Raw genomic sequence first — 13,590 nt, 5'->3', positions numbered from 1 at the left:
TATCAGGCCGACCTTAGGGGTCGGCCGTTTCCGGGCCGTGTCCCGATTGTTTCGCATGTGTTAAGGGGGCGTCAGGTCGGCTGCGAGGCGCTGCACTCGGCGTCGTCCTTCTTCCTCGTCGGCTTCTCGTCGAGGTCGTAGGGGTCGGAAGGCGGCTCGTCCGACCTCTTGGACGTGGTGTCGGGCGCCGAGTCGTCGTAGAAGGGGTGGATGAAGCCGTCGTCCACGTCGCAGCGGGCGGGAGTGGCGCCGTCCCGGTAGAGGCGCGCCCAGGTGGTCACGCGCCCGCCGACGCGCTGGAGCAGGACTTCTCCCTTGGCGTGGACGACCAGCCGCATGGCGGTGTCGGGAGCGCCGGGCCGCTGGACGGCGTAGACGAACACGTGGTTGACCTTGACGAGCACTCCATGCCTGTCCTTGGCGAGCGTGATCCTTCCGTTGGTCTTGATGACGTCGGTGACCAGCTCGGCGGTCTTGGGCGCGAAGCTGGCCAGCGCGTCGCGGCTGTTGTAGACCTCCTTCCCGCGCAGGTCGAGGTGCTTGCGGAAGTCGGCCCGCTGGGCGGGATCGAGCGCGGCGACGAACGCCTTGGGCTTGCCGCCCATGAGCGCCGCGCGGTCGAGGTAGGCCGCGGCGAGCAGGGCCTTGGCCCGCTTCAGCCCCTTGGCGACCTCCTTCTTCGACAGGCCGCCCATGGCCTTGGCCTTCGGCAGGACGATGCCGGCCACGCCCTCGGCGTACTTCTCCGCCTTCGACCCGTCGAAGGGACCGAGCTTCTCGGGCCGCACGGCGACGGGCTCGGTCTCCTCGGGGACGGGACCGGGGACGGGGCCGGGGGCGGGGGCGGCCTGCCGTACGGCGGGCGCGACCTCCGACAGCAGGTCGGGCCTGGCCGCCACGAGCACGCCCGCCGCCGCCACGACGGCGACCACCGCCCAGACCGCCGGCCACCTGCGCCGCCTCGAGCGCGACCGGCGGGGAGCGCGCGCCCCCTTGGTCGCGGCGGTCCGCATCCTGCGCTGTTCGGTCGCGTCGATCTGCGCGACGAGCTCGTTGAAGCGCGCGTCGAGATCGTCCCCTGACATCCCCTGACTCCCCGTTCATGTGAAAGGTGCTGAGCCATGATGCTGGCGGGATGACCTTGGACAGAAGCGCGTTTGGATCACGATGTGCGGCCGTCGGGACCGGCCACCCCTCCGATACCGTTGAGGGCATGAGCAGCAAGGAGCAGCGGCCCCGCTGGACCCAGACCTGGCTGGGCGGGGTGAGGTCCGCCGGCGTGGATCTCGGCTACCCAGGTGAGCGCCTCGGCCTTCCGGAGGAGGGCAGCGGCTCGGTCGCCAGGTTCGGGCGCAGGTTCGGCGCGCTGGTCATCGACTGGCTGATCTGCACGTGGGCGATCGCGCAGGCGCTGCTCAGGATCAACCCCGCCGAGTCGCCGTGGGTGCCGGTGGCGATCTTCGCGGTGCAGTACCTGCTGCTCGTCGGGTTCCTCGGGCAGACCTTCGGGCACCGCCTGATGAACATCAGGGTCGCCGCCATGGACGGCGGCCGGCCGAGGTGGTTCCCTGTCCTGGTCCGCACGATCCTGCTGTGCCTCGCCGTCCCCGCTGTGATCTTCGACAGGGACCAGCGCGGCGTTCACGACCGCGTCTCCAACACCGTGGTCGTCCGTATGTAGGTGCGCACAGCGCTCTTCATCAAAAGGTGATCTGGCCGGGCGTTGACAACGTTGTCTACACGAAGGATCTTCGGTGACAACGTTGTCAGCTTCCTCGGAGGTCCCGGCATGCGGAGAGCACATCTGGCCGCGTTGGCGAGCGCGCTGTTCCTGGCGTTACCGGGGGTGGCGCTGGCCGATCCGCCACCCTCGCCACTCCCCTCGGACGCGCCGTCCGCCACCCCAACCCCGCCCCCTCCACCCCCCGACGTCACCCCGCCTCCCACCGCCCGCAGGGCGAAGGTGGACCTCGCCCCCACCGACGCGCTCTTCCACACCTCCTTCGAGCCTGGCCAGCCGCAGCCGACCTGGGTCAACACGGTCGACGACGGCAAGGGCGCCGAAGGCGTCACCGGCTCCACCACCGGCGGCATCCCCGGCAACATCACCGACGAGGTCGTCGAGGTGGCGGCCAGCGGGGAGTTCGCCGAGGCCGGAGAGGTGAAGGAGAACCTGTTCGACGGCGACGTCAACACCAAGTGGCTGGTGTTCGCCGGCACCGGCTGGGTGAAGGCCAAGCTGTCCAAGCCCATCAGGGTGGCCCGCTACGCGCTGGCCTCGGCGAACGACGCCCCCGAGCGCGACCCGCGCGACTGGACGCTCGAAGGCTCGGCCGACGGCCAGAGCTGGACGGCGGTCGACACCCGCGCCGGCGAGGTGTTCGACGCCAGGCTGAAGACCCGCGAGTTCGACGTCGCCACCCCCGGCGCCTACCTGTACTACCGGCTGAACGTCACGCGCAACGGCTCGGGCGGCATCGTCCAGCTCGCCGAGCTGCAGCTGTCCGACGGCGACACCTCGCCCAAGCCGCCCTCCGACATGCGCAGCCTGGTCAGCGGCGGCCCGAGCGGCGGCTTCACCGCCAAGCCGCGCGCCGGATACACAGGACTGAAGGCGCTGCGCTACTCGGGCAGCACCACGACCGAGCGGGGCGGCCGCTCCACCAACAAGCTCTTCGAGGTGGACGTCCCCGTCGGCGCCGACACCGAGCTGTCCTACAAGATCTTCCCCGAGCTCACGGGCGCCGACCTGCGCTATCCCAGCACCTACGCCGGTGTCGACCTGGCCTTCTCCGACGGCACCTACCTCAGCGACCTGGCGGCGAGCGACCACCACGGCGTCAAGGCGGGAGCGCGCGCCCAGGGCGAGTCGAAGACCCTCTACGCCGACCAGTGGAACAACAAGCGCGTACGGCTCGGCGAGATCGCCAAGGGCAAGCGCGTCAAGCGGGTGCTCGTCGCCTTCGACGCGCCCGTCGGGCCGCTGCCGTTCAAGGGCTTCATCGACGACATCACGCTGGCCGACACCAAGGCCCAGGCCCAGCAGAGCGTCGCCGATCACGCGATCACGACCAGGGGCACCCATTCCACCGGAGGCTTCTCCCGGGGCAACAACTTCCCCGCGACCGCCGTGCCGCACGGCTTCAACTTCTGGACCCCGATGACGGGGTCGGGCTCCAACACCTGGCTGTACGAGTACCAGCGCAACGGCAACCCGGACAACATCCCGACCATCCAGGCCTTCGCCGCCAGCCACGAACCGAGCCCGTGGATGGGCGACAGGCAGTCCTTCCAGGTCATGCCTTCGCTGCTGGCCACGCCCAACCCCGACAGGGTGGCCAGGGCCACCCAGTTCACCCATGACAGGGAGACGGCCAGGCCGTACTACTACTCCGTCGACCTGCTCAACGGCATCCGTACGGAGATCGCCCCCACCGACCACTCGGCGGTGTTCCGCTTCACCTTCCCCGACCAGCGGGGCAGCCTGATCTTCGACAACTACAACAACAACGGCGGCCTGACGATCGACGGGGGAGTCGTCACCGGCTTCACCGACACCCGCAGCGGCCTGTCGGCCGGCGCGACCAGGATGTTCGTCTACGCCGTCTTCGACCAGACCCCGACCGGCGGCGGCAAGCTGACGGGGGCGGGCCGCGACAACGTCACCGGCTACCTCGCCTTCGGCGCCAAGCAGGTCACGATGCGGATCGCCACCTCCTTCATCGGCGTCGCGCAGGCCAAGCGCAACCTGGAGCTGGAGGCGGGCACCTTCGACGAGGTCAGGGCCAGGGCGAAGAAGGCCTGGGAGGACAAGCTCGGCGTCGTCGAGGTCGAGGGTGCCACGGACGACCAGCTCACCACGCTCTACTCCAACCTCTACCGCCTGTTCCTGTATCCGAACTCGGGCTTCGAGAACACCCCCGAGGGCGCCCGCTACGCCAGCCCCGTGGCGCCGCGCACCGGACCCGACACGCCCACCCAGACGGGAGCGAAGATCGTCCCGGGCAGGATCTACGTCAACAACGGCTTCTGGGACACCTACAGGACCACCTGGCCCGCCTACTCGCTGCTCACACCCGACAAGGCGGGCGAGCTGATCGACGGGTTCGTCCAGCAGTACCGTGACGGCGGCTGGATCGCCAGGTGGTCCTCGCCCGGCTACGCCGACCTGATGGTCGGCACCAGCTCCGACGTGGCCTTCGCCGACGCCTACGTCAAGGGCGTACGAGGCTTCGACGTGCAGGGCGCCTACGAGGCGGCGCTGAAGAACGCCACCGTCGTGCCGCCCAACGGCGCGGTCGGCCGCAAGGGCATGCAGACCTCGGTCTTCCGCGGCTACACCGCGAGGGACGAGGTGGGCGAGGCGATGTCGTGGGCCGTCGACGGCTACATCAACGACTTCGGCATCGCGAACATGGCCGAGGCGCTGGGCCGTACGGAGGAGGCGGAGTACTTCCGCTCCAGGGCGCTCAACTACGTCAACATGTTCGATCCCTCGGTCGGCTTCTTCCAGGGCCGCGACTCGGCCGGCAAGTGGCGCTGGACGCCGTCGTCGTACGACCCGCGCGTGTGGGGCTACGACTACACCGAGACCAGCGGCTGGAACATGGCCTTCCACGCTCCCCAGGACGGCGTGGGCCTCGCCTCCCTGTACGGCGGGCGCGCGGGCCTGGCCAAGAAGCTGGACGACTTCTTCGCCACCCCCGAGACCGCGACGTTCCCCGGCTCCTACGGCGGCATCATCCATGAGATGCGCGAGGCCAGGGATGTCAGGATGGGCCAGTACGGCCACAGCAACCAGCCCTCCCACCACATCATCTACATGTACGACTACGCGGGCCAGCCGTGGAAGGCGCAGGCCAAGGCAAGGGAGGCGCTCTCGCGGCTCTACCTCGGCAGCGAGATCGGCCAGGGTTACCCGGGCGACGAGGACAACGGCGAGATGTCGGCCTGGTACCTCTTCAGCGCCCTCGGCTTCTACCCCCTCCAGATGGGCAGCCCGCACTACGCGGTCGGCTCCCCGCTGTTCACCAAGGCGACCGTGCACCTGCCGGGAGGAAAGGACCTGGTCGTCAACGCGCCGAAGAACAGCGCGCGCAACGTCTACGTCCAGGGGCTCAAGGTGAACGGCAGGGCCTGGGCCTCCACCTCGCTGCCGCACGACGTCCTGGCCAAGGGCGCGGTGCTCGACTTCGACATGGGGCCCGAGCCTTCCACGTGGGGCTCGCCGCTACAGTCGATCACCCCTGAGGGGCGGTCGCCGCGTCCGATGCGCGACATCCGGGTCACCGGCGGCCCTGCCGCGCTCTCGGACGACACCTCGGCCACCGAGGCGGTCTTCAGCGGACCCGTCACGCTGACGGCGGCGGGGCGCGAGCCTGTCACCTTCTACACGCTCACGTCCGGCGCCTCCGCCGCCCCCTCGGAGTGGAAGCTGGAGGGCTCCTACGACGGCGTCACCTGGGCCGTCATCGACGAGCGCAAGCAGGAGAGCTTCGCCTGGCAGAAGCAGACCAGACCCTTCAAGATCGCCAAGCCGGGGCGGTTCGGGCACTACCGCTTCACGACGTCGGGGCACGTCGCCGAGCTGGAACTGCTGGCCGTACCCGACCAGGCCTGTTCCAGGACCGTCAGCGGCACCCACAGGGGGCCGCTGACGGTGGCCGAGGGCGTCACCTGCCTGGCGGAGGGCGCCACGGTGACGGGCCCCGTCACGGTACGGCAGGGCGCCGCGCTCCTGGCGAAGGACGCCAGGGTCGAGGGGCCCGTCACCGCGCACAAGGCCGCCGCGCTCGTCCTCACCGGCGCGTCGGTGGGCGGCCCCGTGAGCGTGTCGGGCGTGCGGGGCGAGGTGAGCCTGGAGGCGGCCGAGGTCGGCGGTCCCGTCACCCTGACCGGCGGCGCGGGGCCGCTGGTCAGCGCCAGCACGGTCGGCGGTCCGCTGACCTGTTCGGGCAACGATCCCGCGATGCGCGACAACGGCCTGCCGAACACGGTGCGAGGTCCGGAGAACTGCTGAACCCGTGACCGGACGTCGAGAGCGTTGAGAAGGAGCAGACGCGGTGCCGCAGCTCCCAGGCGGCACCGCGGCCGTTCGATGGCTACGCGCTACAGGTGAAGATCGCCGTGCCGGGGAGGTGACGGCCTCTCAGCGGGCTCCATCCGCCCCACACCCGGTCATGGCCGTCCGGCCACTCCGGCTCCATGAGGGAGGTCAGGGTGAGCCCGCTCGCCGCGATCAGGCCGACCCAGTCGCCCATGGTCCTGTGGTGCTCGACGTAGGTGGGCCTTCCCTCGTCGTCGGTCTCGACGTACGGCGTGCGGTCGAAGTAGGAGCGGTCAGAGGTGAGGCCGCGCTCGCCCGGATCGTCGGGGAAGGCCCACCTGATCGGATGGCTCACCGAGAACACGAACCGGCCGCCCCGCCTGAGCACCCGCTTCACCTCGGTGAGGACGCTCAGCGGCGCGGCCACGAACGGCAGCGCCCCGAAGGCCGAGCACACCACGTCGAAGGCGCCGTCGCCGAAGGGCAGGCTCTCGGCGTCGGCCTGGAGCACGGGCACCCGCAGGCCCGTCTCCATGTCGATCCGCTGGGAGTGGCGCAGCTGCCGGTGGGAGATGTCGAACGCGGCGACCCGCGCCCCTCGTGTGGACAGCCAGCGCGAGCACTGGGCGGCGCCGCAGCCGATCTCCAGCACGTCCTTGCCCTCGACCGGGCCGAGCAGGTGTGCCTCGGCCTCGTCGACGCCCTCGGGGCACCAGATGAAGCCGGAGTCGCGCAGGAACTCGCCGTGCTCCACCTGGTACTCGTCCGCGTTGCCGTCCCACCAGAAGCGGTTGGCCCGCGACGAAGCCGACAGCACTAGCGCATCTTCGGGCCGCGCGGCATCCGCGCGCCCTTGGGCATCGGGCCCTTGGGCATCGGCAGGTTCTTCGGCAGCGAGCGCAGCCGGTCCTTCACCTGGTTGACCGCGGGCTTCTTGAGGTTGCGCGGCAGCTTCATCAGGTGACGCTGCAGCTTGCCGAGCGGGATCTGCCCCTCGCCGTCGCCGCACTGGACGTCGTAGACGGGCACGTCCATGACGACGCGCTGCAGGCGCTTCTTCTCGCCGACGAGCATCTTCTGCACGCGGTTGCCCGGGCCCTCGGAGACCAGGACGATGCCGGGGAAGCCCACGACCAGGTGCACGAGGTCCTGGTCACGGTTGGCGGCGATCGCCGGGGTCACCTCCCAGTTGCCCCGCATGCCCTGCAGGACCGCCGCGGCCGCGCCGGTCTGGCCGTCGAGCATGCGGTACTGGGCCCGCTGCGCGAGCTGGCCGAACACGACCAGGCCCACGGTGAACGCCAGCATGATGCCGAGGACGATCGAGTACCAGAAGTAGTCCGTGACCAGACCGATCACGATGACCACCGCCAGCGTGGCGACCGCCGAAAGGAAGACGATCGGCATCCCCTTGGGATTGGCCTGCTGGATGATCTTCGCGATCATGCGGAGCTGCTTGATGCGCCCCGGCTTCTCTGGGTCTACGGGCTTCGCCATGTTGTGAAGGATACAAACACCCCCCGCCGGAGATGAAAACGTGACCCGACGTTTCGCCGCGTTTCCGACGGGGCCGGGTTCTAGGGGATCGGCTTCACCTCGGGGAAGCGCCTGCTCTGCCCCTCGAACAGCGGGGTCGGCCTGCCTTTCAGGTGCAGGTCGAAGAAGGCGGTCACGAAGGCGCGCTGCGCCGCGACGGCCCGCTCGGGGTCGATCGTCCCGATGAGGTCGCGGGTCGGCACGCCCAGCTCACGCGCGAGCTGCGGGGCCAGCACCTCGGCGTCGGTGAAGCTGTAGTGGGCGGCTCCGGTGAACCGCAGCTCCCGCTTCCATCCGCTGGACGCCGCCCAGAACGACTTCCATGACGGGTCGCTCTCCCTCGTGTGATCCTCCGCGGCCATCTGGAGGAACGGCTTGGCGACGCCGGTCTCGGCCACCGAGCCGCGGAAGCCGCCGTCGAGGTTGACGCCCACGTCGACGCGCCTGTCGCCGCGCGTGATCTGCGCGGCCGTCGCCCCGCCCATGGAGTGGCCGAAGACGCCGACGCGGGACAGGTCTATGCTCCCGCGCAGGCCCGCGGGAAGCGACGCACCCTCGGTGTCGAGCCCGGCCCTCCGGCCGAGCCGCTCCAGCCGGTCGAGCACGAACGTCATGTCCGCCACCCTGACGTCCTGCGCCTTCGTCATGTCGGCCGGCGTCGGCCGCGCGGGAATCCTGGCCCGCTCGACCCTGCCGCCGGGGAACTCGACCTGCGCCGCCTCGTAGGTGTGGTCGACGCCGACGACGAGGTAGCCCCTGGCGGCCAGCTCCTCGACCAGCGTGGCCCCTATCGTGCGCGGCGCGCCGAACCCGGCGGAGAACAGGACGACAGGAAGCCTTCGCGCCCGCCGGTCGACGGGCGCGCCCGCCCTGGCGTGCGTCCTCGTCGCGGCCCAGTCCGCCTGTCCCGGCCTGATGCCGAAGACGGCGGGCGCGAGCGTCTTGTCGAAGTCGGCCGCGGCCCGCGGGGTCATCTGCGGCGCCAGGGGCAGGTCGGCCGCGGCGGAGGCCGGGTACCAGAGGCTCACCATGAGCTCCCTGTACGGCCGGGCCGCCACCCACGGGTCAGGGCGCGACCTGTCCACCAGGCGCAGGGCGGCCGTGCCGATCGGCTGCCTCCCTGTCGGCGCTTGGAGCCGTACCTCTACGGGCGCGCTCGGCGGCTCGGCGGCCGCCGCGGGCGTGGCGGCCAGCGTCATCAGCGCGGCGGCCAAGCCCGCGACCGCCCGTCCAGTCAGGGGGACTCGCGTGGAAACCGGCATCGGTCATCTCCTCCAACAGGCACTCGACGTCCTCTGCGAGGAGCCTTTCAGCGATCTTCCGCCCGCCCTTCCTTCCGTTGGAGGAACCGGTCGTGATACCGCGGGCTGACCCGAGGAGCCGCCGTCCGTCCGAGGACTACGGCCGCGTCAGACTTTGACGGTCGCGACGGCCCTCAGGTCGGCGACGCTGCGGCCGGCCTGGATCGTGTACTCGCCGTGCACGGTGCTCCAGCCGTCCTCCGTCCACACCTGGAAGGCCCGCTCGGGCAGGAACAGCGTGGTCAGCACGGTCTCGCCCGGCGCCGCCTCCACCACGTCGAACCCGGCCAGCCAGCTGGCAGGCCGGTCGTCCCGCGCCACCGCCGAGAGGTACACCTGCACGACCTCACGCCCTCGGCGCGCGCCCGTGTTGGTGACCGCGACCGTCACCGTCGAGCCCTCGGCGGCGATCGAGTCGTAGGACCAGGTCGTGTAGCCGAGGCCGTGGCCGAACCAGAAGGCGGGGACGCGTCCCCGCTTCTCCCACGCGCGGTAGCCGATGAAGACGCCCTCCTCGTAGGGGACCTCGCCGTCGACCGGCGTGACGTCGACGACGGGGCTGTCGTCGAGCCTCGCGGGCCAGGTGGTGGGCAGCCGGCCGCCCGGCTCGGCGTCGCCGTACAGGACGTCGGCCAGGGCCAGGCCCGCCTCCTGGCCGGGGAACCAGGTCAGCAGCACCGCCGCCACGTCGGACGCCCACGGCATCTCGACGGGCGAGCCGGCGTTCACCACGACGATCGTGCGGGGGTTGGCGGCGGCGACGGCGGCGATGAGCTCGTCCTGGCGGCCGGGCAGGCGCAGGTCCTTGCGGTCGAAGCCCTCGCTCTCGACCTCCAGCGTCGTGGACGCCACCACCACGGCCACCTCGCACGAGCGCGCCACCTCCACGGCCTCGGCGATGAGCGCGTCCTCGCCGGGGGAGGGGTTGGCGTGACCGAGGGTGTAGGCGACGAACGCCATGCCGCTGAAGGCCCCGGCGGGATGCGTCACCTCCAGCTCGTACGCCCTGCCCGCGACCAGCTCGACCACGACGCGCTTCTCCGGCGGCGACAGGAACGCCGCCGCGGGGTCGTCGCCCTCCAGCTCGATCGCCTCGTCGAACACCGTCGTGCCGTCCACGCGCAGCGTGAAGGGCCCCACGCCCGCCACCGACAGCTCGTGCGCGCCCGTGACGTCGGGGGTGTAGGCGGCGCTCAGCCGTACCGCGCTGAGCCGGTCGCCGTCGACGTCGGGCGGCAGCTGGCCGACCCACCTGGCCTCCGTCGTGGCCAGCGGGTGCTCGGCCAGAAGTTCGCCCTCGGCGTCCAGGAACCGCGCCGTCGTCGGTACGGCCAGCGGCGCCAGACGCACCCGGGGGTCGGTGCCGAGCGCGTACCTGACCTCGCCACGGGCGCCGAGCCCCTCCAGCGGGGAGACCGTGCGTTCGGGGAAGACCTGCGCGCTGCCGCCGCCCATGATCCGCGCCTCGTCGGCGGCCGAGCCGATGAGCGCCAGCGTCGGCGCGCCGGCGAGGGGGAGCAGATCGCCCTCGTTCCTCAGCAGCGTGAACGAGCGCGCCGCGACCTCGTGGGCGAGCGCCGCTCCGTCGATCGCCTCCGCCCGCGCGGGGGCCGCCTCGCCGGAGTGGAGCGCGCCCACGCGGGAGGCCAGGCGCAGGATGCGGCGCACCTTGTCGTCGACGGCGGACTCGGGCACCCGGCCCTCGCGCACCGCCTCCTCCAGCTTGGCGCCCCACGGTCCGAACGGCCCCGGCATGGCCACGTCGGTCCCGCCGACCGCCGCCGCCTCGGTGGAGCGCACGGCCGTCCAGTCGGACACGACGAAGCCGTCGAAGCCCCACTCGCCCTTGAGGACGCCGTTCACCAGGGCGGAGTGCTCGGTCATGGTGGTCCCGTTGACCGAGTTGTAGGCCGTCATCATGCCCCACGCGCCCGCCTGGACCACCCGCTCGAAGGGCGCCAGGTACGCCTCCCTGAGCACCCTGTCGGTGACCTTGACGTCGACGGTGAAGCGGTCGGTCTCGAAGTCGTTGGCCACGAAGTGCTTCGGCGTGGTCCCGACGCCGCCCTCCTGGACGCCCTCGACGTAGGCGGCGCCCAGCTCGCCCGTGAGGTAGGGGTCCTCGGAGAAGCACTCGAAGTGCCGGCCGCCGAGCGGGGAGCGGTGCAGGTTGATGGTGGGCGCCAGCAGCACGTGCACGCCCTTGCGCCTGGCCTCCTGGGCGAGCAGGCGGCCCACCTGGCGGACCAGCTCGACGTCCCACGTCGCGGCCAGCGCGGTCGGGCTCGGCAGCGCGATCGAGGGGTCGGCGGAGGTCCACTGCTCGCCGCGCACGCCGATGGGCCCGTCGCTCATGACGAGCCGGTCGAGGCCGATCTCGGGGATGGCGGGCAGCGACCACATGTCCGCGCCGGTGAGCAGGCGGATCTTGGTGGGCAGGTCCAGCTGGTTGATCAGTTCGTCGAAGTCCACGCAGCCAGTGTTAACCAGAAAACCTACTGATCGATAGGTTTGTGACCATCACGTTACTTTTGTGACTCCGGGCACACTGGTGAATCCTTTGACGAGGTCCACGCCTCTCATGCGCGTGCCGACAACACCGTCGGGACAGGATCCGGAGGTAGTCATGATCATTGGTGCCGTCGTCGTCGTCGCGGCCGTCCTCGTCTGCGCGTGCGTGGTCGCGCTGCGTCGCAGGGGCCGGTCGCGTGGCTGACCCGACCTGGCCCGCCGACCGGCTGATCGTCGCCGCGCAGGCCGGCGACGTCGAATCGATCGCCGCGGTGGTGTCCGGCTCGCACCCGCACGTGCGGCGCTTCGCCCACGCGCTGTGCGCCACGCACGAGGACGCCGAGGACGCCGCGCAGGAAGCGCTGATCATCCTGTACCGGAAGATCGGGATGCTGCGAGCGTCAGGCGCGCTGGCGTCGTGGATGTTCCGCATCGTCCGCAACGAGTGCCTGCGGAGGTCGCGGCTGATGCTGCGGCACCACCCGCTGCCCCAGGAGACCGCCATGCCGTCGGTCGAGGACGAGGTGCTGCAACGCCTGGAAGCAGGGCGGGTGGCGGCCGCCATCGCCGCCCTGCCCGCCGACCAGCGACACGTGCTGATCATGCGAGACGTCCTGGGGTACAGCGGGCGGATGGTCGCCGACGCGCTCGGCCTCAGCACGGCCGCCATGAAGTCGCGGCTGCACCGCGCCCGCGTGGCGGTCAACCACACTCTGCGGGGCACATCCGGCTCCGCCCTTGGAGGCGACGATGAATGACAAGGGAAGCTTCGCGAGCACATCGCTGCCCCGGCACCTGGTACGAGGAGCGGTGGGGTTCGGCGCGCTGATCGGTTCGGTCGCGCTCATCCCGGTGGTCGGCCCAGGCAGCCTGCTCCTGGCCCCGGTCGGACTGCTCGCTCTGCGCGGGTGCCCGACCTGCTGGGCGATCGGGCTGGCGCAGACCGTCTCGATGGGCCGGCTGCAGCGATCGTGCGTGGACGGCCGCTGCGAGCTGACGGTAGCGGGACATGCCAGGGAGCAGCGGGGCGGTGACAACCGTCCCGGCGCTGCGGTGCCCGCGCAGGCCGCCTCATCGTCGCGATCGGACGGCTGATCGCCGGCCGCCGGCCTCGCGCAGGGCCTCCCTGAGAAGCCGGGCCGTCCGCGCAAGGCCAGGCCGTTCCCTGGAGGCCGGGTCGTCCGCGGGAGGCCGGATCGTCCCGGGGGAAAGAGAGAAGGCCGCACGGGTGTGCGGCCTTCTCTCTTTCCGGGGATCAGACGTTCTGGCGGGCCTCGATGGCCTGCTGGTAGAGCCGCCCCGCGCGGTACGACGAGCGCACCAGGGGCCCCGACATGACGCCGGCGAAGCCGATCGCCTCGGCCTCGGCCTGCAGCTCCACGAACTCCTCCGGCTTCACCCACCGTTCGACGGGGTGGTGGCGCGGCGTCGGGCGGAGGTACTGGGTGATCGTCAGCAGGTCGCAGCCGGCCTCGTGGAGGTCGCGCATCGCCTGGGTCACCTCGGACCGCTCCTCGCCCATGCCCAGGATCAGATTGGACTTGGTGACGAGCCCCGCCTCGCGCCCCTTGGTGATCACGGCGAGCGAGCGCTCGTAGCGGAAGGCGGGACGGATCCGCTTGAAGATCCGCGGCACCGTCTCGATGTTGTGCGCGAACACCTCCGGCTTGCTGGAGAAGACCTCCTCCAGCTGCTCCTGGTTGCCGTTGAAGTCGGGAACCAGGAGCTCGACGCCGCAGCCGGGCAGCAGCGAGTGGATCTGCCTGGCGGTCTCCGCGTAGAGCCACGCGCCGCCGTCGGGCAGGTCGTCACGGGCCACACCGGTCACCGTGGCGTACTTCAGGCCCATCTGCTGGACGGACTCGGCGACCCTGCGCGGCTCGTCCTTGTCGTACTCCTTGGGCTTGCCCGTGTCGATCTGGCAGAAGTCGCAGCGCCGGGTGCACTGGTCGCCGCCGATGAGGAACGTCGCCTCCCGGTCCTCCCAGCACTCGTAGATGTTGGGACAGCCCGCCTCTTCACAGACCGTGTGCAGGCCCTCCCGGCGCACCAGCGATTTCAGCTCGGTGTACTCGGGACCGGTCCTGAGCTTGGTCTTGATCCACGGGGGCTTGCGCTCAATAGGGGTTTCGGCGTTTCGCACCTCGAGGCGGAGGAGCTTACGGCCTTCAGGAGCAACGGTCACCGTTAAAGCTT

10 protein-coding genes are annotated in these 13,590 nt (G+C 70.9%); 4 read left to right on the top strand and 6 right to left on the bottom strand.

The genetic code is table 11. The annotated features are described in order from the left end of the window. Window positions 1-71: 71 nt before the first annotated feature. Entirely contained in the window at window positions 72-1,085 is a 1,014-nt protein-coding gene (locus AB0B45_RS02190; RefSeq protein WP_358123928.1) for a hypothetical protein, read from the bottom strand. Between the two features lie 128 nt (window positions 1,086-1,213). On the opposite strand from AB0B45_RS02190, the gene AB0B45_RS02185 reads away from it, so the two are divergent. Next, entirely contained in the window at window positions 1,214-1,681 is a 468-nt protein-coding gene (locus tag AB0B45_RS02185; RefSeq protein ID WP_358123926.1) for an RDD family protein, read from the top strand. A gap of 108 nt (window positions 1,682-1,789) precedes the next feature. Next, window positions 1,790-6,019 carry a GH92 family glycosyl hydrolase gene (locus AB0B45_RS02180; protein WP_358123924.1) on the top strand — a complete coding sequence of 1,410 codons (4,230 nt, stop codon included), beginning with the start codon at window positions 1,790-1,792 and terminating at the stop codon, window positions 6,017-6,019. Window positions 6,020-6,101: 82 nt separating this feature from the next. On the opposite strand, the gene AB0B45_RS02175 is transcribed toward AB0B45_RS02180, so the two are convergent. The 4 genes from AB0B45_RS02175 to AB0B45_RS02160 form a co-directional block, all read right to left on the bottom strand. Then, window positions 6,102-6,863 (bottom strand): class I SAM-dependent methyltransferase, encoded by a 762-nt coding sequence (locus AB0B45_RS02175; protein ID WP_358123922.1) that lies wholly within the window; start codon window positions 6,861-6,863, stop codon window positions 6,102-6,104. After that, window positions 6,863-7,543: a DUF4191 domain-containing protein gene (locus tag AB0B45_RS02170; protein ID WP_358123920.1), complete on the bottom strand. Its 681-nt coding sequence runs from the start codon at window positions 7,541-7,543 to the stop codon at window positions 6,863-6,865. The genes AB0B45_RS02175 and AB0B45_RS02170 overlap by 1 nt, the downstream gene beginning before the upstream one ends. An 80-nt stretch (window positions 7,544-7,623) precedes the next feature. Then, window positions 7,624-8,844 carry a lipase gene (locus tag AB0B45_RS02165; RefSeq protein ID WP_358123918.1) on the bottom strand — a complete coding sequence of 407 codons (1,221 nt, stop codon included), beginning with the start codon at window positions 8,842-8,844 and terminating at the stop codon, window positions 7,624-7,626. Window positions 8,845-8,991: 147 nt separating this feature from the next. Continuing rightward, window positions 8,992-11,355, bottom strand: a complete 2,364-nt coding sequence (locus AB0B45_RS02160) for a glycoside hydrolase family 3 C-terminal domain-containing protein (protein ID WP_358123916.1) — start codon at window positions 11,353-11,355, stop codon at window positions 8,992-8,994. A gap of 236 nt (window positions 11,356-11,591) precedes the next feature. Here AB0B45_RS02160 and AB0B45_RS02155 point away from each other — a divergent pair, with 236 nt between their 5' ends. Together AB0B45_RS02155 and AB0B45_RS02150 are read left to right on the top strand one after the other, a co-directional pair. After that, window positions 11,592-12,152: a sigma-70 family RNA polymerase sigma factor gene (locus tag AB0B45_RS02155; RefSeq protein ID WP_358123914.1), complete on the top strand. Its 561-nt coding sequence runs from the start codon at window positions 11,592-11,594 to the stop codon at window positions 12,150-12,152. After that, window positions 12,145-12,489 (top strand): hypothetical protein, encoded by a 345-nt coding sequence (locus AB0B45_RS02150; RefSeq protein WP_358123912.1) that lies wholly within the window; start codon window positions 12,145-12,147, stop codon window positions 12,487-12,489. The genes AB0B45_RS02155 and AB0B45_RS02150 overlap by 8 nt, the downstream gene beginning before the upstream one ends. A gap of 160 nt (window positions 12,490-12,649) precedes the next feature. Here the strand turns inward: AB0B45_RS02150 and lipA are convergent, their stop codons facing one another. After that, window positions 12,650-13,579 carry a lipoyl synthase gene (lipA, locus tag AB0B45_RS02145; RefSeq protein ID WP_358123910.1) on the bottom strand — a complete coding sequence of 310 codons (930 nt, stop codon included), beginning with the start codon at window positions 13,577-13,579 and terminating at the stop codon, window positions 12,650-12,652. Window positions 13,580-13,590: the final 11 nt, after the last annotated feature.

It is taken from the genome of Nonomuraea sp. NPDC049152 (assembly GCF_040648355.1).
GTDB lineage: Bacteria > Actinomycetota > Actinomycetes > Streptosporangiales > Streptosporangiaceae > Nonomuraea.
The sequence above is the reverse complement of the archived record's forward strand: the minus strand, read 5'-3'. Positions and strand labels throughout refer to the sequence as shown.